This is a genomic window from uncultured Chloroflexus sp. (genome assembly GCF_938091255.1).
Taxonomy (GTDB): Bacteria; Chloroflexota; Chloroflexia; order Chloroflexales; family Chloroflexaceae; genus Chloroflexus.
In genome coordinates, this window is record NZ_CALLJH010000028.1 from 35,678 (window position 1) to 56,403 (window position 20,726).

Here is a 20,726-nt window from a genome sequence, read left to right on the forward strand (position 1 = left end):
TATGCGCACAAGCCACGCTCTTGCGGACGTTGACCATTGGCCGGCGATGTTTCGCGCCTTACGCCATCGCAACTATCGCCTCTTCTTCAGCGGGCAACTGATTTCGCTGACCGGCACGTGGATGCAGAGTGTGGCGCAAGGCTGGCTGGTGTTACGATTATCTGACTCGCCTTTTTTGCTTGGTTTGGTGGCGGCTGCTAATTCGCTACCGGTGCTTTTGTTTTCCCTCTTTGCCGGCACCATTGCTGACCGCTTTCCCAAACGACGCATCCTGCTCATTACTCAATCAATGGCGATGGTGTTGGCAGCGATCCTCGCCGTACTCACGCTCAGCAATCTTGTGCGCATTGAGCACGTGCTGAGCTTAGCATTGCTTTTGGGTGTCGTGAATGCGTTCGACGCACCGGCCCGGCAGGCGTTTACCGTCGAGATGGTCGGGCGCGAGGATTTGCTGAATGCGATTGCGCTCAATTCGTCCATCTTTAACGGTGCGCGCACAATGGGGCCAGCCGTGGCCGGTATGGTAGTGGCATGGATTGGCGAGGGGCCAGCGTTTCTGTTTAATGCGTTGAGTTTTGGAGCAGTGTTGACGAGCCTGCTGCTGATGCGGCTTGATGCCCAGCTTGCGGCTGGCCCGCGCCGCGGTGGGATGCTGCAAGCCGGCTTGCGGTATATCGTGACTGAACCCAATGTGCGAGCTTTGTTGTTCCGCGCCGGTGCGGTCAGTTTCTTTTGCTTCGTGCATTTGCCGCTGTTGCCGATCTTTGCTCGCGATATTCTACACATTGGCGCCGCCGGCCTCGGCTGGCTGTCGGCGGCGAGCGGGTTGGGATCGCTGGTTGCCGCGTTGATGTTGGCCCAGTTACGTGATGATGCGCCCCGCGATAAGCTGCTGACAGCGGCGGCGCTGCTCTATGCGCCGCTGCTGATCGCCTTTACCCAAGTGCGCAACGTGCCGCTCGCCCTTGTGTTGATCGGATTGTGTGGCTGGGCCGGCGTTACCACCATGGCATTGACCAATACGCTCATTCAACTGATCGTGCCCGACGAGCTACGCGGGCGAGTGATGAGCGTGTTTACCCTAATGCTGATGGGTTTGAGCCCATTGGGTGGCATGCTAGCCGGCAGCATTGCCGAACTAACTGGCAACGTGCCGTTGGTCGTCGCCAGTAGTGCAGTGATCGGTTGGGTATTCGTGGTGCTGGTCGAGCGGCGCGCCCCTACCGGGAAGGAGCACACGCCGGCGGCGCAGTCAACCACGGGGCAAATGTGATATTGCTACCTACCGCCTCGCCAATCCCTTGCGGGTTCGCATCAGGCTCATACGGCCCAGAAGCATGCCCCCACCAATTGTTGCGCATGTCGAGCGCGATCTCGCTCGCAGCACCACGGCCAATACCAAAGGTAAGGTAGGTTGGCCTAATCACCGGCGTGTGGCCCTCAATGAGGTTCTGCTCGATCCGCAATGGCATCAAGAAGCTGCCATCAGGATTCACTTGTAACGTCTCACTGCGCAAACTCAGCCCCAAATTGTCGCCAATCAAGGCATTGCAGACGATGGTACCCTGCAACATACCATTGGTGGTGAGCTGTACATTGGCGCTCCCACCACGGAAAAGATTCCCTTCAATTGTGAGGTTGAGCGTATCACGTGCATTTTGATTCGCCACTCGTACCATCGGCGCACCCGAACTAAGAATATTGCCGCCAATCCGATTGCCGGAGAGTGTGACGAAATTACCGCGGCTATACGCCGCGTCGAGAGCAGCGCCAAACGGTACATCATTGCCGGCAATTTCACTCTGCGTCATCTCGAGCTGCGAATCGACCACAAGTACGCCGCCGCCGTTATCGGTAATCCGGCTGAAGCGCATCACCAAACCACCCTCTTCACTGACTAACACTGTCCCGCCGAGACCGCCGCCACGGATTTCGGTATGCTCAAGCGCGATAAAACCGCCGGGACGACCAAAGATACCGCTCCACCGTGTACCGGTCGCGCCAACGAAACGTACCGGCCGTTCGGGCTGACCGAGCGCAATCATGCGACCACCATCAATATAGATCGACACAGCCGGCCCTAGGCGCACTTCAACCCCCGGCTCGATGATCAACTCGCTCCCGGGCGGGATTTGTACATCGCGGTTGAGCACAATCGGCCCTTGGCCCGCCGCCCAGCGCGTGCTGCCACGCAGCACTAACGCCGGAATTGGGGTAGGGGCAGCGGTAGCCGTCGGTACAGGGGTCGCTTTTGGCGGTGGTGATACTGTCGGACTATCATCGATCACAAGATCAGAACGAGTTGGCGTAGGCGGTGGCGGCGAGGTCGGACGCGGTACCGCAACTGTCGGCGGCGGTGCTACTGTCGGCGGCGGTGGTGGCGCCACCGTTGGTGGAGTTGGAATGGTCGGTTGGGCCGGTGGAGTCCCCTCTGGCACTGGATAAGCCGGTACCGTTGTCGTTGCCGAGACCGTTTCAGCCTGCACCGTAGCCGCCAAGGCAGTAATTTCCTGCACAATGCTGGTTTGGGTCTGAGCAATATCAACTGTTGGTTGTGCCACCGGATAAGTAGGCCCAGCGGTTGCCACACTTCCAGCCGGCATGGGCGACGTTTGGACAGGATACGGCGCAGCTTGCGTTGGTGGACGTTCACTGGTCGCAATCGATGTTGGCGCACCTATATCATCAGTCGTAGGTGAAAAGAGAAAGGTCAGCGCAACGCCAAGTGCAAGTAGTGCTAATGCACCAATCAAGAGCAGCGTATCGCGGTTTAAGCGGGGCGCTGGCGACGATGGCGGCGGTGATGGTTCAATCTCAGACACGAAAGAGCCTCCGCTAACATAGAAACATCTCTCGTTATCTTATCACACTTGCGCAAGAGGCATACTACAACGCCAGTGCCGCCAACTCAGTCAACATCTCAACCGGCGTCAAGCCGCCGTGCAAGCCACGCAGTGCAAAGGGCTGCGCGCGGGGATATTCCCAGATAATTGCCTTACCGGGCGCTGGCAAGATTGTCAGTTCACCCAAGCGCGATCGCAACCGTTCACCCGGTTGCGGGCCAAAATAGCCAGCCGCTAGCAGATCGGCGGTCGGCAACACGGTAGCACTATCGGCGAGACGCTGTTGCAATTGCGCTTGCACCTCGGCCACTGCTCCCGGCTGCACGTGAAGCATCGTCACTCGGGGCGACCCAGACGGCGGTAGTGGGTGATGATCCCCGCCACGGCGCAGGTACTGTTCGAGCTTGGGCCACCGTTGATTGAGTACAATCGCCTGCTGCGGATCGACGGCGATCTGACCATGATCGGCGGTCAGCAAGAGTAATGCCGGTTGTGGCGCGGTACGTAGCGCAGACAGCAGATGTTGTTCAAGATGAGCTAGCACCGTCTCGATGGTAGCCATCGCCGTTGCCGACTCCGGCCCGTGTTCATGCATTGCTGCATCAATCGAATCGATATAGAGTGAATAGAATGTTGGCCCGTGCTGATGAGCAAACAAATACTGCAACCGCGTCGCTGCATCGGCGAGATGTTGAAATGGCACAACCAGCGCGCCGTTGCACATAGTACGTGTGTAGACGGAATGGGCCAGTGGTGCCGGCAACAACACTGTGCTCGTTACTCCAGCAGCGCTCAGACGGCGATAAAACCGTTCGGTTGGATAGACCAGCGCTGGATCAACGCCATACGCGGCTAAGCCATCAGGCTCGCGGGCAAACACCGGCGAAAAGAGGAGTGAACCGATCACCGCTTGCAAATCAGGCACGAAGATATGCCATTCGTAGATGCCACTCTGATCGGCGGCTAAGCCGGTATGCAGTAGGGTGACATGCACCGCAGTTGTTGAGGGAAACGCACTGGTTAATTGACTGATCCGCCCTTCGTGCAGGAACCGACGCAAAAACGGCGCATGCTCGACAAAGCGATGAAAAAACTCCCAGCCAAACGAGTCGAGCAACACGAGCACCACCGTCTGGGGATGTTCCGGCAAACCTGCTAAGGCAACCGACGGCAAACCATTTGTGTCAGCACCGGTTAACAGGTGCTCAATCGTCGCTGGAATCCGGGCAAAACCGAAGGTGTCGTACAATGGGCGAACGTACCCATCAGCGTGAAACGCGGCGGTGACAGCAGCAGTCGATTCGGCAATAAGCATTAGACACTCCTTGACGATACTTGACCTGATAGTAGCACCTTGCCGCGTGTATGGGCGATATACCCCCGACAAGCAACCCTATCGTCCGAAACGAGAGACCACCTGCTGGAACACACATAAAGGAGCGCCCCTCATGGACTTGACCCACGAGCAGTCTCCATGCACAGTATTCATTCCTTCTCTACTTTGAATCCTGCTACACGCAGCAATGCGCGGTAGAAGGACTGATTGAGCGTGCCAGCTTCTTCAATGTCACTCCCATTCCAACGCCAGACACTGCGCCGACTGCGTGGATCACGTAGGGCATCGGCCAACAGTGCAACGATCTGGCGGCGTAGACCGGGTGTGATCATAGTGGCCGTTGACGTGCCAAGCGCCTCGAGCACTTGTGCGGCAACATAGGCACGAACGGCGCTTTCGCCGGTAAGCGCCTGTACCAACTCGTCTGGCAACCGCTCGCCGAGGTCGCGGTGCAGCCGATTGAAGCGCCGCGCTGCATCGATGATATCATTCTGCAATTCCACAATGTCACCGACGAGTCGGAAGAGTGCCGTCAGCACTTCACCGGTTATTTCGCGTAGCGCGGCAAGGGCAGTGATAGCAAAGCGACGCGCATCGAAACTTACCTGACTCACGGCGCTGCTCAGCAATAGTGACACCAGATCAGAACTGGCGGCCAGCGCGTTGAACCACTCAGGCATCGCGGTTGCACAGCGTGCCAACGCTGCCAATGCAATCCGTTGCGCAGGCCATCCGGCGTCAGTATTTCGCAACCGGGCAAGCAGCTCTGGTAAGAGGCAGTCATGGATAGCGAGCAGGTCGCGAATGGCGTCGGCAATCCGCTCATGGTAATCACTCCACCGGTCTTCATCAGCCCCCGCTGCCAGCAACGCTGCAAGGCAATCAGCAGGTTTAGGAACAATTGCAGTCAGTTCCGCCAACGAGATAGCTTGCCGTTTTGCCGCAATACCCTGCTGCACCGCCCGTCGTACCCGCGCAGCACGCACGGCCGGTATGTCCGGCGCAGCAGCGAGAGTAACGGCAATAGTGTCAGTGTTGGGCAAGCTACTCAACCGAGCCAACGTTGCCCACAGCGCCGCTGGCGGTTCAGACAGCTCCACCAATTGACAGAGCTGTGCCGTCTGGTCTGCACTAAGAGCGCGGGCAGAGCCTAATGCTCGCAGCGCCATCGCGCTAACCGGCGACGGCGCGGCACTCAGGCCAAGCAGAACATCCACCGTAGCCGATAGGTGCGGATGCCGAGGCGGTGTGGCCTGCAAGAGCCAGTAGAGCGAAGTGAGAATTGCCGCCTGCGTGTCGGGACTTGCGATGCGCAAATTGTCTAGTAGTGGGGGCCAGCACCCCTCAGCAAGGCGATGGATCGAGCCGAGTATGTAGCGACTGACCCGATCACCCGCATCAGACCGCGCGATCCAGTCGGTGATCCAAGCAGCGTCCGTATACTCAATCCGCTGCAACGCCCAGCCGGCATACATCGTGCGCAGATGTCCCTCAAGAATCGTATGCCCTTCCTGCGCCACCTGTGCTAGCCGCTCGATTGCTGACAACGACCACTCATCGGCGTTACTATCACGCACGAGCACCCGATACGCCCGGTAGCGGAACAGATCATGTGGGCTGGTCAACAAATCTAATGCGGCAGCAACCGATTCCGGTGTGCGCTCACCGGCTTCAAGCAGCAGCAGACCGGCACTCGCGCGCGCGACCGGATCGGCACTCGTAAGCCAGCCACGTACCTGCGCCAGCACAGCGCGCCGCTTCTTTACCTCATTCGGCAGTGCTAAGGCTGCATGCTGCTCGGTTGTTAACGGCAAGGTCACATCTGCCGACAGAGTCAGCCTTCGTCGACCATCAAACACCGCACCATCAGGCTGCACCAATTGATTTGCCAACACATCCACCGCCAACTGCCACTCGCTCACTCCATGTTCATTTACCAATGCGCGCACATCGGGCAACGCTGCCTGCGCCTGAGCAATCGATACGTGATCGACGCCTGTTTCTACTAAAGCCCGATCTAAATACTGACCGATCAGAACACATATCGTATTCAGCAGGTTGCGAGCGCGGGCACGCACATGAGCACGGACGCGGGTAAGGATAAGGATACGGGCAAGGGCACGGGCCCGCCCACGGGCACGAGTACGCACACGAGTACGGGCAAGAGCACGGGCACGTGTGCGCGCGAGGATAAGGGCTTGTGCGCGGGTATGAGCACGAATGCGGACACGAGCAAGGGCATGATCGAGATCGCCGTCGAGGGTGCGAGCGCGGTCGATGGCACGGCTAAAGGCGAGGACAATGGCGTGAAAACGGACGAGAGTGTGGGCAATAGCACGGGCCCGGATACGAGCGCGAGCAGCGGCCCGGATACGAGCGCGAGCAGCGGCGCAGGCATAGGCACGGGCGAAAGCGTAGGTGCGAACATAGGGACGATCGGGGACACGAACATAGCGGCTAGGAGCATGGGAAAGGGCGTAGGCACGAGAGCGGGCAAAGTCGAGGCTGAGGTCGAAATCAGTAGCGCGATCGCGAGTGCGGACGAGGTCGAGATTGAGATTAAGGTAAAGGGTATGGAAAAGAGGTTCCTCTAGGCGTGCGATAGTAGTAAGCCAACGCTGAATAATGCGTCCTGCAACAGCGCGTTGCACCGGCAGCGGTAGATCGCGCCAATCAGCACCGGTGAGGATACTCAACGCCAAAGCCACATCACGCATCAGCGCGTGATCAGTTGTAGACGCACGGTAAGTTTCCAATGCCGTGATCAGATCTGCCGGCGCGGCCCGCCGCTGCCAGAGCGGTTCGAGCAGCGGGGTGAGCGGCGAGTCAAGCATCACCTCAGCGGCGTTCAGCGGCACATCTGGCGCACGCCATCCCAAGCTATAGACGGCACGGATCAGCATGCGCCACGCCGGATCAATCCCGTCGTCTCCGGCGTGCAGCCAGCGACGCACCGGTAGCAATGCTGGGGTGAAGGCAGTGGGATATACCTCGGCATACCGCTCGATAGCCTTGAGCAAGATTGCTGTCGGTTCGACGAAATCACGGCCTGCAACAATCAGCACCGGTACAAGATCAGGGTGTGTCAGCTCACATTCCAGCAGAAGATCAATGGCAGCGAAGCGGCGAGCTGGATCAGGATCGGTCATCACCTGAACCATGCCTTTCACAGCGCCGGATTGCGACCACAGTTGTTTTAATGCTGTCACCACTGCTGCACGCAACGGTGCGGGCGTATCGTCAGCGATCGTGGCAGGCCATGTATGGGGAGCACAGGCAGTCACCAACTGTACTACCGCTTCGGCAACGACTTCTGCTGGCGGCGGAGTGATCAGCTCACCAACACAGCGAGCGATGAACAGTGCATTGCGTGGCAAGATTCCCGGCGCCGGTTCAGGGGCGTTAATCAGTGCCCGCATTAGTGTTGTCAGCTTTTGCTTAGTACGGCTAAGATTAGCAATGGCAAGGATCAGCACCTCATGCCACGCCGGGTCATCGAGACGAGCAGTAATCGCCTGTGCTGCCTCGGTATCGTCCCAACTCAACGCTAGCGCTGCAAAATATTCTTGAAAACTGCGGTGGAGGAAGGCGTAGATACCTTCACCACGCTCCATAAACAACCCGGCCGCCTCACGCACATACGTGATGATTGCTTCAGCATCGATCCGCGCACGCCGCTGCCTTTCCGGTGAAGGTGCAATCGCTTTCAGCGCCGTGGTCAACCAGTCATGCAACTCGTCGTAGGAAACGAAACCGGTGGGATGGTCAGCATCGGCGTGCAACCGTAGCGCCACCTGTGCCAGCGCATAGCGCAGTTCATAGTGTTTCATCCCGATTGCGACGAGCGCATCAGGGCGGTGCCGCAAAAAGGCATCGGTCACCCGGTCGTACAGTTCAACCCGGCGGCGGGGCAGATCGGTCGGCGCTGCACCGTATTGGGCGATCAAAGCGGTCAGCAAGAGTGGGTTACCGGCTAATTCGCGCAAATCGGGACGCTGCCGATCAACGAGCGCTTGCGCGAGGGTCGCAACACGCGCCGGTAGGTCAGCATCACCGGTTGCTACGGCCACTGCACTCCCCCACGCTGTGCAGAAGCGCCGGATAGCCACCTCGCTTAGCTCGGCGACGGTATAATGCGGAATAGTGGCGGGCAGGGGGGCCAGATAATAACCAACGATGCGGCTGGTAATAAGAATTTGGTTGCCGCCGTGTTCGGCCGGTAGCGTCCAATCGGTGTTTCGATCCTCATCAACCGGACAGTAGCCACTCACCGGATCACGTACATACTCGTGGATAAATGCGGTCAGCGCATCTACCACCCGCCCACGCCGGGTCTGATCGGCAATCTCATCGAGACCATCACACAGGATCAGCGCCTGACCGTGAGTCAGTGCTTGGTGCAAGAGCCGTTCCCCCTGCTCGGCATGAGCGAACAGCGGCTGGCCTAGCCAAGGCTGACGGCCTAGAAACGCAGCAATGGTCAAGCTGGTATCTCGTCCATCCGCCCAGCGCGCCGCTTCGTAGTCGGCAAGGCGCAAGAGCACCGGCAGACGCGCAGCCCCAAGATCGACATCTGGCTTCTGATCGGGATTCTCTTCATCAGCGTACACCTGTACCGCAGGCACAACGACCCGCTCACGCCCCGCCAACAATGCCTGCGCAAAGGTAAGCGCCGTCCAGCGCAACAGAGTGGTCTTGCCGGCGCCGGGATCGCCAAGCAGTACTGCCCACCGCTCGCGCGCCAGCAACTCGCCGAGGTTCAGACGGGAAGGCCGACCATCAGGCGACGTAGCGTCACCATCAACAGAACGGCGCAGCAGGTTGAGTGCGATTGGATCACCACGGGCCAGCGTTTGGCGAATCAATGCCCGCTGGAGGTACGGATCAGACGTATCGGGTGCCCGCGACAAAACCAGTTGCTCGACATAGCTGGCAGCGGCGCGTCGTTCAGCAGGCGGCGCAGCATCCGCTTTCAGCGCCACATAGACTCGTTCAAGCGGCAGTTTCTGCACCGGCCCGCCCAAACCACGCAGATCAATCTGCTGGTTGAGTTCGATAAGCCGTTGCAGATACGCACCACGATCAAGCGGTGGCAGCGGAGTAGACTGAGCTGGCGGTTCAAAGTGCACCAGTGGCATGCGCGTGAATTGCCCGCTAAGCACCGGACGCTGAAATGGCGCGAGGTTGCGATCAAGGTAACTATGCAGGCTCTGTATCGTCACCCAGCCGTCTGGCTCGCGAGCATCAGGAGCGTGGCCATACAGCGCCTGCAGCACATAGTAGGTCATGCGACCGTGCCGGAGCTGATCGTCTTCACGAGCCAGTTTGTTTGGTAGGCAAGCAGCCAACGCCGCCCGCCCAGTGGCATTGCCGGGCAGCAGACGCCTCACCTCACTTAGCACCAGCGTTACCCCGTTGTCACGATAACCGGGACCAAGAAAATCGCCGCTGTAGCAACTATCGAGGATGAATAGCCGCTTGCGCGCGCCTTCACCCTCAAAATAATCCCTGCGCAGACGTTGTAAACTCAGCGACTGATTGATTCGAAACGACTTTTTTTGTAATTGGGCGTAGTCAAAATCCCACGAGGCAAGGAAGACCTCTGGGTCACCATCATCGAAACTGACCGGTACGCCGTGACCGGCAAAGTAGAACACTAGAAAATCATTGACGCCAGCACGGTCAACGAATAGCTCATCAAGGGCAGCGGTGACATTGGCCAGTGTCGCCTCGGTGCCACAAAGGAGGCGACGATGCTCTGGTGGTACGCCCAGATCGTTGAGCAGCGCATCCATGGCGCGCGCATCGTTCTCGGCGTAGCGCAGTGCGCTTAGCCCGGAGACATGATTGTACTCATTCACGCCAACACAAACGGCAAAGCAGCGATCAGGCAGGCTTGGACGGCTAGTCATACGACTGTAAGCTAGGTTTAATTAGTCATATTAACTACTACAGCAGTCGGTTCAAGATCCTCGCTCTCTGCAGCTAACCGCAGTACATGCAGGAGAATGCGGTCAGGCATAGAACGCCACCCCTTACGCTTGGCTCGTTCGCGTTTCACGCTGAACAATACAATGGTACAGCTCAATCTGCTGAGATCTAGACATTATTTTATCAGAAGAAACGGGGGTTTAATAGTCTATCTGAGCCTCTAAAGCAGGAATATTGGTGCATTTGATGGTTGAGCCGCACTGCCGTGCAGAATTGGAGCCGCACTGACGCGCGACTGTACGGGCGGCGTGCGGCGTGCGCGTGATGGTTGAGCCGCAGCGCCGTGCGGCGCGAGATCACCCGTTACCATTCGTTCATTCGTTTTTGTCATTAAACATTCACAACACCCACTACCGGTCATCAATTGACGATTTGCCTGCCTACGGATAGAATAAGAGGCAAGTTTCGCCATCGATAGCACCGGCGCCACTATGAGTACACGCGATCTGATTGGCCTACTTGTCTCGTTCGGGTACGCCTTTGGTCTTCTTATCATAGCCGAAGTCATCCGCCGCTGGCGCGGCTATCCGCAAGATTTCACCCGCAAGTTCGTTCACATTGGCGCTGGAATGTGGGTGTTTGGCGTACTAGCCCTCTTTGAGAACTGGACGATCGGCATCATTCCCTTTGCCACCTTTATCGTACTCAATTTCATTTTTTACCGTTTCCGGCTGCTCGAAGCGGTTGACGCGCCTGACAGCACACCGGGAACGGTCTATTTTGCCTTGTCAATCACGATCTTGTTTCTGATCTTCTGGCGCACCAATTCACCAGACGATCGTGGATATATTGCCGCCGCCGGCACAATGGCAATGACGTGGGGCGACGCTCTCGCCGCAATCATCGGCAAGCGCTGGGGCCGCCATCACTACCAAGTCGGGCGTGGGCGACGCTCGTTTGAAGGCTCGGCTGCAATGTTTGCAGCGAGTGCGATCGCAATGTTCCTCACCCTGCTGCTGGTGCCGGGGTCGGCACTCAGCCCACAGAGCGCGCCGATCGGGGCGGGGGTGGCCCTTGCGGCAAGCGTGGCCGCGGCATTCGTTGCAACGGTTGCCGAAGGAGTCTCACCACACGGCACCGACAATCTGAGTGTGCCATTGTTAGCTGGGGCGGTCATTGCCGGAGTGCTTGCAGGTATGCGATAATATGAGGGCGAACATACAACGCTCGCTGGAATGAGATGAGGAGCGCGTCTTGGATAATCTTCGCATCCCGATCTTGAAAATTGGAGACATCCTGATCGCCTCGATTCAGGTAGCTCTCCATGATGCCTCCGCAGTACAATTTAAAGACGATCTTTTGCAAAAGATCCATGACACGCGCGCTCGCGGGGTGATTATCGATCTGACGGCGCTCGATGTCGTTGACAGTTTCATCGGGCGTCTCATCGCCGACATCGCGGCGATGGCCGGCCTGATGGGAGCGCGGGTCGTGCTTACCGGCTTGCAGCCGGCGGTCGCGATTACGTTGGTCGAGCTAGGGCTTGAATTACCGCGGGTGCTCACGGCGCTCAACCTCGAAAAGGGGTTGGCCATGATGCAGCGACTGACCAATGAGGAGAGCGACGATGGCGCAGAGTAAGACTGCTGTCATTCGAAGCGACCTTGATATTGTCATCGCGCGCACCATGGCTCGCGATATGGCCAAGGCGCTTGGCTTCGGGCCGATTGATCAAGCGCGCATCGCAACTGCCGTAAGCGAGCTGGCGCGCAATATCTTCCTCTACGCTGGTACTGGCAATGTTACGGTACGTGATATTGAGAAGGGGTCGCGCAAGGGGATCGAGATTATCTGCGAGGATCAAGGCCCCGGCATCCCGAATATTGATCTGGTGATGCAAGATGGCTATAGTACCTCGCGCGGCATGGGGATGGGGTTGCCCGGCGCTAAACGGTTGATGGACGAATTTGATATTAAGTCGAAAGAAGGCGTTGGGACAACGATTGTTTGCCGGAAGTGGCGCACGTAGAGGGGCGCCGCGACTGCGGTGCCCCTCCGCTATTACTAAACGGCTATGCGATCGCCTTCGTCGTAGGCTTTGGCGTACAATTCGATGATCTCTTGCTTGGTTGGCTTGCGCGGATTATTAGCCGGGCTACCGCTATCGATCGCCGCATCCGCCATCGCCGGCGCTAACTCCATCAGCCGCTCACGTTCAACACCCAACTGGCGCAGCGACGGGATCTTGATATCACGCACCAGTCGGCGGATCGCAACGACGGCACGATCGGCTGCTTCCATCAGCGATAGGCCATCAATCGGCTCACCCATTGCCCGCGCAATATCGGCGTAGCGCTTCGGATCACCCACTAGACTGAACTCCGTCACCACTGCTAACAAGGCCGCATTCGAGACACCGTGGGCAATGTGGAAGTAGGCACCAATCGGGCGCGACATGCCATGCACAAGCGCCACCGACGAGTTGCTGAACGCAATACCAGCTTGCGTCGCGCCGAGCATCATTTTCTCGCGTGCCTCAATGTTGTTGCCATTTGCCCACGCCTGCCGGATGTTGCTAGAAATTAACTCTATCGCCGACAAACACAGCACATCGGTCATGGGCTGCCGCTTGACCGAAACGTAGGCTTCGATCGCATGCACCAACGCATCAACACCGGTAGCTGCTGTCACGCTTGGCGGCGACGAAACGGTCAACATGGGATCAACAATTGCAATCGTCGGCATCAGGTGCGGGCTGCCGATGAGCATTTTAACATCGGTTTTTTGATCGGTAATCACCGTATAAATAGTTGCTTCGCTGCCAGTGCCGGCGGTAGTCGGAATAGCGACCAACGGCACACCGGGATTGGCAATCTTGCCGATCCCCTTGTACTGCTCAATCGAGCCGGGGTTGGTCACTAGCACCGCCACCGCCTTGGCAGTGTCGATCGGACTGCCGCCACCCACCGCCAAAACGAAATCACACCCGCCCTCGTGATAGGCAGCTAACGCCTCTTGCACATACTCAACCACCGGTTCGGTATTGACACCGGCATACACGACGCTGGCAATCCCATGATTGGCCAGATTCTGCTCTACCTGCCCAACAACACCGATCTTCTGCATAATCTGATCGGTGACAATCAGCGCCTTTTTCCATCCCCGTTTGGCGCACTGCGCGCCGGTCTGCTCAACGGCACCCGAACCGATCACCATCTGCGCGGGCATGATAAACTCTCGTGGCGGCATCATAAGCCCTCTCCTTTCTGGTAAGTAAATTGCGAACATGTGGGACAGTAACACGGCGTGATTGCCTTGAAGTGTAATACAATGTGCACATTGCGTCAAAAGGTAGCCTGCCGATGATCAAAGAAGAATAGCCGCAAAAAACGCCCAAATGAAACACCATCTGCTGCACTGCCCCGCTTGGCACGCATCATCGCCACTCACGGTATAATCAAGGTATTCGTGTAGCGGCAAGCGCGGCTGACCCGCTCGGCCCGATACAAAGGAGTATCGCAATGGATTTGACGGCAAACTACGACATGTTTCTCGGCCCTGAACACGACATGCTGCGTCAGACGGTGCGCAACTTCGCCGAGCGCGAGGTAGCGCCTCACATCCGCGAATGGGATCGCAGCGGCGCGAAAGCTGAAGGGCCGGAAGATCGCCCGCATCTGCGTCCGGTGCTGAAACGAATGGGAGAGCTAGGGCTACTCGGTATCTGCATTCCGCAACGGTACGGCGGGGCCGGGATGGATTATCTCGCTTTGGCGGTGGTATGTGAAGAGTTGGAGCGAGTCGATAGCTTTCTGCGCGTGGTGATGAGCGTGCATACCGGCCTCAACTCGCTCTCACTGCTGCAATGGGGCACCGAAGAGCAGAAACAACGCTTCCTCGCACCACAGGCCCGCGGCGAAAAACTGGCCGCCTACTGTCTCACCGAACCGAACAGCGGCACCGATGCCGCCGCAATGCAAGCCACCGCCCGCCGCGACGGCGATTACTACGTTCTTAACGGTGAAAAGATATGGATCAGTCTGGCCGATCTGGCCGACAATTTTCTTGTCTTTGCCAAGACCGACCCGACAGCAGGCCCACGCGGCATCACCGCATTCATCGTCGAACGCACAATGCCCGGCGTGAGCAGCTACCCGATTCACGGCAAACTCGGCGTGCGCGCCGGCAACACCGGCGGCGTCGTCTTCCAAGACGTGCGGGTGCCGCTCGCGAATCGATTGGGTGAAGAGGGGGAGGGGTTCAAGATCGCGATGGCTGCGCTCGACAATGGTCGCTACACGGTGGCTGCCGGAGCAACCGGCCTGATCCAAGCTAGTCTCGAAGCCAGCATCCGTTATGCCCGCGAGCGGCAGACCTTCGGCGTGCCGATCGGCGAACACCAGCTTGTCAAGCGGATGATTAGCCACATGGTGCGCAAACTCGACACCTCGCGGCTGCTGGTGTACCGGGCCGGCTGGATGAAAAACAAGGGTTTGCGCAACACCCGCGAGACGACGCTGGCTAAATGGCACGCGACCGTGAGCAGCTTTGAAGCTGCCGACGACGCCATCCAAATCCACGGCGCGTATGGCTACGCCGACGAGTATCCGGTTGAGCGGTATCTGCGCAATGCGCGCGGCGCGATCATCTACGAAGGCACCCGTGAGCTGCAAGAGCTGTTGCAGGCGGATTTCGTGATGGGCTACCGTAAGTATCCCAACCTACGCTGCGAATTGCCGGCGTATGACCCGAATTGGTGGGAGGGTGAATAGAGACCGTTGCAGGAGAGACGTTGCCGAGAGACGTTGCTGAAAGACGTTGTCGAGAAACGTTGCTGAGAGACGTTGCACGGCAACGTCTCTACCATAGGATTACGTCTCTTCACTCAAGGTTGCTAACATTTCTTGGGTATCAATTAGATGGTTGTTGAAAATCTGCCGGGCCACGTCGAGCAACTGAAAGATCATCGGATCGCGCACGCGATAGTAGACAGTGGTACCCTCTTTACGCGAATCAACGATATTCTTATTGCGCAGCACAGCGAGCTGCTGCGACACATTCGATTGCTCGATCGCCAGCGCCTGCTGCAATTCCTGCACGCTCCGCTCGCCAGTGCGCAGTTGATCGAGAATGGCGAGCCGGGTGGGATGGCCAAGGGCCTTGAAGAACTCGGCTTTGAAGCGATGCAGCGGCATGAGACACCTCTTCAAATATTCTAATATTTAGATACTTGTAACATAAAAGTGTGCAACCGTCAAGATAGAGAAGGTATCCACACGACGAGACCAGATAGAACGCTGCACCAAATAGCTCTGCGTGGCAACGGGCGCTCAGTGGAGTTGCCGACCGCCGTAGCGATTGCTCCGCGCTCAAGAGATGGCTTCAGCCAGTTTTGGCAAGGCGCTGCCTTACCAAAACCGCCTTCGCAATGACATACGACAACGCGAGCGCATACCAACTACGCCAAATGAGCTACTGTCTTGCAAATTTCCGCTGCTCTACCATAACAGCCATCTCGTTCCAATCCGCCTAGTTATCCCGTTGACAGCCCTTGGCAACAGTGCTATACTTCGCAAATATGAGAATATGCAAGTATTATCATATTTTTATTAAGGCATCATCATGAACAGCACGCTCAATCGAATCCCATTGTTCTCCATCTTGCGGCGCGAATTTGCCGGTTATTCAGGCAATGCACTACGTGCCGATGTGCTAGCCGGTCTCACCACCGGTGCAGTCGCTCTGCCACTTGCCCTCGCTTTTGGTGTCGCCTCTGGCGCCGATGCACCGGCTGGTCTCGTCACCGCTATTCTAGCCGGTCTGATCATTGGCGGTCTAGGTGGTGCAGCATACCAGATCAGCGGCCCAACCGGCGCGATGTCGGCGATCTTGATCGCAATTTCAGCGCGCTACGGGATCGAAGGAGTATGGGTTGCCACCTTGCTGGCCGGACTTATGATGATTGCACTCGGCATTGCCCGGTTAGGACGCTACATCGCGTTTATCCCCTCACCGGTTATTGCCGGATTTACCAGCGGCATTGCGCTGATCATCGCGATCGGCCAGCTTGATAATGTACTTGGCATTCAGACTCCTAAAGCTGAAAATGCCCTCGAAAAACTGCTGCACTATTTCACCCACCCGCTGATGCCTGATTGGCACACTGTGCTGATTGCCGGTATTGTGATTGCGGTGATGCTTGTCTTGCCCCGTTTCAACAAAACTATCCCTGCGTCGTTGGCAGGGATTGTCGTTGCAACTGTAGTGAGTGTTGGGTTAGGCTGGAATGTACCGATTATTGGTGATATTCCACGAACCATTTTGCTCGAGCATCGCTTAACATGGGAGCATATTCCGTGGGAACATCTAAGCGACATCTTGGCACCAGCCGTCTCGATTGCCGCGCTCGGCGCGATCGAGAGCCTGCTCTGCGGCGCCGTCGGTTCAACGATGAGCGGCAAACCGTTCGACAGCAATCAAGAGCTGGTCGCACAAGGGGTCGGCAATTTGCTTATCCCTTTCTTCGGTGGAGTACCGGCCACCGCTGCCATTGCACGCACCAGTGTGGCAATCAAAAGTGGGGCAGTCACCCGACTGACTAGTATTATCCACTCCCTGCTTTTACTCGCGAGTGCGTTGGCATTGGGGCCAATTATTCGCTACGTACCACTGGCAGCACTGGGAGGCGTACTCTTGGTCACGGCGTGGCGGATGAATGAATGGGAGAGCATTCACTTCTTCGTCAATACCCGCCTGCGCCACGCACTGGCTGGCTTTTTCATCACGATGCTGGCGACGGCTGCGCTCGATCTGACCCAAGCCATCTTGATCGGGATTGCGATTTCGGCAGTCATCTACCTACGCCAGTCGGCCACTAGCACCGTTGTAACGAGCGCACCAATTAATCCCCAACAGTTGCAAGTGCAAGGAACGCCGATCACCGCTACCTGCCCCAGCATTCACGTTTACTACTTGACCGGGCCAGTCTTTTTTGGCAGTGTGACAACGGTGCTCGAAGCATTTGAGACCGCCAGCGATTATCACACAATTATCATTAGCATGCGCGGTGTGCCACTCGTTGATGCGATGGGCATTCAGGCGCTGCACCAGATCGTGGAAGAGCACCATGCCCGCGGCGGTGAAGTGATTTTCACTGCGCTTCAACCTAATGTGCTCGAGATGTTCCGGCGCACGGGTCTGTTTGATTTGGTCGGCGCACGCAATATCTACTGGAGTTCGGCGGACGCGATTATCGAGTTGCACGAAAAGCGGCTGGTCGCCGGTTGCCCGCGCTGCCACGCCCATAGCGAGAGTTGCCAAGTGTTGCAGATGGCACGCGCGCGACTGGCCGGGCAACTGACGAATCCGCCCACGCCTGCGGCTGAGCCATCAAAGCAGGTGGGTTAGGCTCAACTATTAGTCGGGGCCAGCCGACGGGTCACCCCTCCCCCGATTCATCACCCGACAAACAACCATGCGCCAGAACCCGTCGGGCAGCCCCGACGGGTCACCCCCACTAGCCCTCTTACACGGTTTTGGTATACTACTGAAAACGCTCTTTGGATGAACACGCTGCTCATCGCTAAGTGAACATGGTATGCCTCAACCATCAACTCTCTGTGTTATTACCCCTAATCCGGCACTTGATCGGATCTTGATTGTACCGGAACTACAACCCGGTACCATTCGGCGCGTGTCAGACGTTCAGGTTGCTGCTGGTGGCAAAGGCTTCAACGTCACTCGTGCAGCGCAAGCAATAGAGGTCAATGCCGTGGTTTGCGCACCGCTTGGCGGTTTAACCGGTCAGCAGGTAGCATGGCTTGCCGCGCAAGAGGGTCTGCCGATGCATACGGTGACCATAGGTGGCGAAACCCGTATCTGCACATTGCTGATCGATCCAACCACCGAGCGAGTAACGGTGCTTAATGAGGTTGGACCGTGCGTAAGTGAATCCGAGTGGCGCGAATACGTAGATCGAATTTTGGCCATACCTACCGCTTGGTATCTCATCTGCGGCAGTCTACCGCCGGGGCCGCCACCTACAGTGCTTAGCTATCTGATTGAAGTCTTGCATCGGTGCGGTCGCCGAGTGATGGTTGACACCAGCGGCCCGGCGCTAGCGGCGGCAGTTGCCGCCAAACCGGATGTGGTAAAGGTCAACGGGGCAGAATTGGGTTCATTGCTCGACGTGAGCATTGACAATGTAGCGATAGCGCAACGCGCAGTCGAACATGTGTACAGGCAAGGTATCAGCAGAGTCGTAGTGACGCTTGGCGCACACGGTGCAGTGGGCATTGACAAAGAGGGCGGTGTACTCGCAATCCCGCCACCCATCACTGCCCATAATCCGATCGGGTGTGGCGACTCGTTCTTTGCCGGGTTTGCGGCAGCGATAAGCACCGGCGAATCGCTCGCTGAGGCCTTGCGGATCGCAACCGCCTGTGCCGTCGCTGACGCGCAAACGTTAGCGCCCGGCGCGATTAATCGTGCAGTTGTTGACGGGCTGTTGCCTCAGGTTGCGATCAGCTACTGGTGAACCTCAGCCGGCTGCGGCGGAGATGCACCAATGAGGCGGGCCAATTGGCGCATCTGATCGGCAGTCAGATACGCGCTGCGTTGACCGGTCGCGGTGTAAAACGTGAGATCACCACTGGCGCCAAGGATTAACCGGTAGCCGCCGAGTTCGCGAATCCGCTTCTGCACCGCGCCGAGCAATTCGCGCAACACCGCTACCTCATCGGCATTGAGCACAACTGCATCATACCCGCGAATGAGATGATGCAATATCAACGCTGGCGTCGCCTCAGGATGGTAAGCCGCTTCAAATTCACCGATCAGCGTGATCTGCATCCTCTGCCTCCCTCATGACCGGCCGGTCGCGAGTTGCGATCACCACCTGCCAAATACTCTCTTCCGCAAAGGGCACCGGCGGCAAGGCCGCATCACCAAAAACGCTCAGGGGACGAAGGCCAGCGGCGCGCAGCATTGCCGTCAATTCAGGGAAGCCGTAGAGCCGGATCTGATCACCGGGATGGGTGACATCAATCCCGCGACTGGCATCAACATAGCGATAATCGATTTCGAGCGTCGCGCGCCGCGGATCAAAACGCGCCTCACGCAAGACAAACCCACTGCCGATCGGATACCAACCACTGCGAAAATCGTGCAGATAACGGCTAATCTGGTACGGATTCAGGCACTGCACCACCAGCTTGCCGCCATACACGAGCGCGCGGGCAATGCCGTTGAGCACCGCTTGGTTCGTGGCATCGTCGAAAAAGCCAAGACTGCTATTCATGAGTAGCACCACATCAAACCGCTCGCGGTACGGCAAATCCCGCATATCGCCGGTGACAAACTCCACGTTCAACCCACGTTCGGCGGCAACCGCACGGGCATGGTCGATCACCGGCGCCGCAGCATCAAGGCCGGTGACCGTCCACCCGCGCGCCGCCAATGCCAAGCTATGGCGACCACCGCCGCAAGCCACATCGAGAATCGTCTCAACTCCTTGCAACCCAAGGGCATCGATCAGAAAATCGACTTCGCGGCGGGTCAACTCATCGGCATACTGGCGATAGTGGGCAAACTCATAGACTTGCAGCAGCTCTTCCCACCACTCACGCGACGCCTGTTCGGCCATAGCAGCTCCCGACGCAATTACAGATCGACGGTGCGCGGCATAATGGGTAATTCATCAACTCGCAGACTTGGCGGCAAGGTGCAGACCCATAGCAGCGCCTGCGCCACATCATCGACCGTCATCAAACGTTTGCGTAATTCTTCGGCCGGGTTGAGCGGGGCAATATCAGCGTCGATCATGCCAGAGAAGACAGTGGTGACGAAGACATTGTACGGGCGCAACTCTTGGGCTAGTGCCTGCGACAAGCCCGACAGAGCGAACTTCGCCGCACAGAAGGGTGCGATATTCGCAACCCCAATTTTGCCGACCCGTGAACCGAGATTCACGATCGTCCCACTACGCTGGCGCTTCATATACGGCGCGACTGCTCGCATCAGGTAGAACACGCCGTTGAGATTAACATCCATCACCGCCTGCCATTCGGCATCGGTAAACTGCTCAAGCGGAGCGATCTTCTCGACATTGCCAGCGCAATTGAGGACGATATCGATCCGGCCTAACATCTGCACGGTCGAGTCAACGAGATACTGCACCTGCGCTGGCACCGTAATATCGGTGGGAATGGCGAAGGCATTGTAGCCTTCGGTCGTAATCATACTGACCAGATGTTCGAGCCGATCACGCCGCCGGGCAGCAGCGATCACGGTTGCACCTTCGCGCGCGAAGAGACGAGCAGCCGCGTAACCCACCCCGCTCGAAGCGCCGGTAATAATGACAACGCGCCCTTTCAATTTCATAGTGTCTTCTCCGATCATCACCACATCACAACGGCTCCATAGGTATTATACCTGAGGAATATCTGAAATATAGACCTTTTCAGCAGAACAGGATGGTAATGCCGTGGTAGAATCATTGCGCTACCATTGCGTTGGCGAACAAGAAGTGGTATAACTTAACAGGCATGACGACATCAGGAGAAGGGGCGCAATGTACTGGGAGACAATCGCAGATCTACTACACCACCCACGGGTTG

15 protein-coding genes are annotated in these 20,726 nt (G+C 57.6%); 7 read left to right on the top strand and 8 right to left on the bottom strand.

The genetic code is table 11. The features are described from left to right. The first annotated feature begins 1 nt into the window (after position 1). Positions 2–1,273 carry an MFS transporter gene (locus tag Q1A00_RS10270; RefSeq protein ID WP_298404927.1) on the top strand — a complete coding sequence of 424 codons (1,272 nt, stop codon included), beginning with the start codon at positions 2–4 and terminating at the stop codon, positions 1,271–1,273. Here the strand turns inward: Q1A00_RS10270 and Q1A00_RS10275 are convergent. The 3 genes from Q1A00_RS10275 to Q1A00_RS10285 form a co-directional block, all read right to left on the bottom strand. After that, positions 1,221–2,822 carry a hypothetical protein gene (locus tag Q1A00_RS10275; RefSeq protein ID WP_298404925.1) on the bottom strand — a complete coding sequence of 534 codons (1,602 nt, stop codon included), beginning with the start codon at positions 2,820–2,822 and terminating at the stop codon, positions 1,221–1,223. The two genes, Q1A00_RS10270 and Q1A00_RS10275, sit on opposite strands and share 53 nt — an antisense overlap. Positions 2,823–2,886: 64 nt before the next feature. Beyond that, a complete protein-coding gene (locus Q1A00_RS10280) occupies positions 2,887–4,158 on the bottom strand; it encodes an alkaline phosphatase family protein (RefSeq protein ID WP_298404923.1) in 1,272 nt (423 codons plus the stop codon). 170 nt (positions 4,159–4,328) lie between these two features. After that, positions 4,329–10,091, bottom strand: a complete 5,763-nt coding sequence (locus Q1A00_RS10285) for a caspase family protein (RefSeq protein ID WP_299756631.1) — start codon at positions 10,089–10,091, stop codon at positions 4,329–4,331. A 510-nt stretch (positions 10,092–10,601) separates the two neighbouring features. On the opposite strand from Q1A00_RS10285, the gene Q1A00_RS10290 reads away from it, so the two are divergent. Genes Q1A00_RS10290 through Q1A00_RS10300 form a run of 3 tightly spaced genes read left to right on the top strand, consistent with a single transcriptional unit; the run spans position 10,602 to position 12,139 of the window. Beyond that, positions 10,602–11,315: a phosphatidate cytidylyltransferase gene (locus Q1A00_RS10290; RefSeq protein WP_298404917.1), complete on the top strand. Its 714-nt coding sequence runs from the start codon at positions 10,602–10,604 to the stop codon at positions 11,313–11,315. Positions 11,316–11,364: 49 nt separating this feature from the next. Further along, positions 11,365–11,751 carry an STAS domain-containing protein gene (locus Q1A00_RS10295; RefSeq protein ID WP_298404914.1) on the top strand — a complete coding sequence of 129 codons (387 nt, stop codon included), beginning with the start codon at positions 11,365–11,367 and terminating at the stop codon, positions 11,749–11,751. Then, complete coding sequence (locus Q1A00_RS10300) at positions 11,738–12,139, top strand: anti-sigma regulatory factor (RefSeq protein WP_066788037.1); 402 nt, start codon at positions 11,738–11,740, stop codon at positions 12,137–12,139. Before Q1A00_RS10295 ends, Q1A00_RS10300 begins: the two co-directional genes overlap by 14 nt. A gap of 35 nt (positions 12,140–12,174) precedes the next feature. On the opposite strand, the gene Q1A00_RS10305 is transcribed toward Q1A00_RS10300, so the two are convergent. After that, the gene (locus Q1A00_RS10305; RefSeq protein WP_298404911.1) at positions 12,175–13,362 is read right to left on the bottom strand and encodes an iron-containing alcohol dehydrogenase; all 1,188 of its coding nucleotides are present in this window, start codon (positions 13,360–13,362) and stop codon (positions 12,175–12,177) included. A 269-nt stretch (positions 13,363–13,631) separates the two neighbouring features. On the opposite strand from Q1A00_RS10305, the gene Q1A00_RS10310 reads away from it, so the two are divergent. Next, a complete protein-coding gene (locus Q1A00_RS10310; protein WP_298404909.1) occupies positions 13,632–14,882 on the top strand; it encodes an acyl-CoA dehydrogenase family protein in 1,251 nt (416 codons plus the stop codon). Between the two features lie 99 nt (positions 14,883–14,981). Here Q1A00_RS10310 and Q1A00_RS10315 read toward each other — a convergent pair whose 3' ends face one another. Next, complete coding sequence (locus Q1A00_RS10315; RefSeq protein ID WP_298404906.1) at positions 14,982–15,305, bottom strand: metalloregulator ArsR/SmtB family transcription factor; 324 nt, start codon at positions 15,303–15,305, stop codon at positions 14,982–14,984. Between the two features lie 427 nt (positions 15,306–15,732). On the opposite strand from Q1A00_RS10315, the gene Q1A00_RS10320 reads away from it, so the two are divergent. After that, complete coding sequence (locus Q1A00_RS10320; protein WP_298404903.1) at positions 15,733–17,517, top strand: SulP family inorganic anion transporter; 1,785 nt, start codon at positions 15,733–15,735, stop codon at positions 17,515–17,517. 190 nt (positions 17,518–17,707) lie between these two features. Further along, complete coding sequence (locus Q1A00_RS10325; protein ID WP_298404900.1) at positions 17,708–18,646, top strand: 1-phosphofructokinase family hexose kinase; 939 nt, start codon at positions 17,708–17,710, stop codon at positions 18,644–18,646. On the opposite strand, the gene Q1A00_RS10330 is transcribed toward Q1A00_RS10325, so the two are convergent. The 3 genes from Q1A00_RS10330 to Q1A00_RS10340 are packed head-to-tail and all read right to left on the bottom strand — an operon-like array spanning position 18,637 to position 20,490. After that, positions 18,637–18,960: a hypothetical protein gene (locus tag Q1A00_RS10330; RefSeq protein WP_298404898.1), complete on the bottom strand. Its 324-nt coding sequence runs from the start codon at positions 18,958–18,960 to the stop codon at positions 18,637–18,639. The two genes, Q1A00_RS10325 and Q1A00_RS10330, sit on opposite strands and share 10 nt — an antisense overlap. Next, positions 18,938–19,753 carry a class I SAM-dependent methyltransferase gene (locus tag Q1A00_RS10335; protein ID WP_298404896.1) on the bottom strand — a complete coding sequence of 272 codons (816 nt, stop codon included), beginning with the start codon at positions 19,751–19,753 and terminating at the stop codon, positions 18,938–18,940. Before Q1A00_RS10335 ends, Q1A00_RS10330 begins: the two co-directional genes overlap by 23 nt. A 17-nt stretch (positions 19,754–19,770) precedes the next feature. Beyond that, complete coding sequence (locus Q1A00_RS10340) at positions 19,771–20,490, bottom strand: SDR family oxidoreductase (protein WP_298404895.1); 720 nt, start codon at positions 20,488–20,490, stop codon at positions 19,771–19,773. Positions 20,491–20,726: the final 236 nt, after the last annotated feature.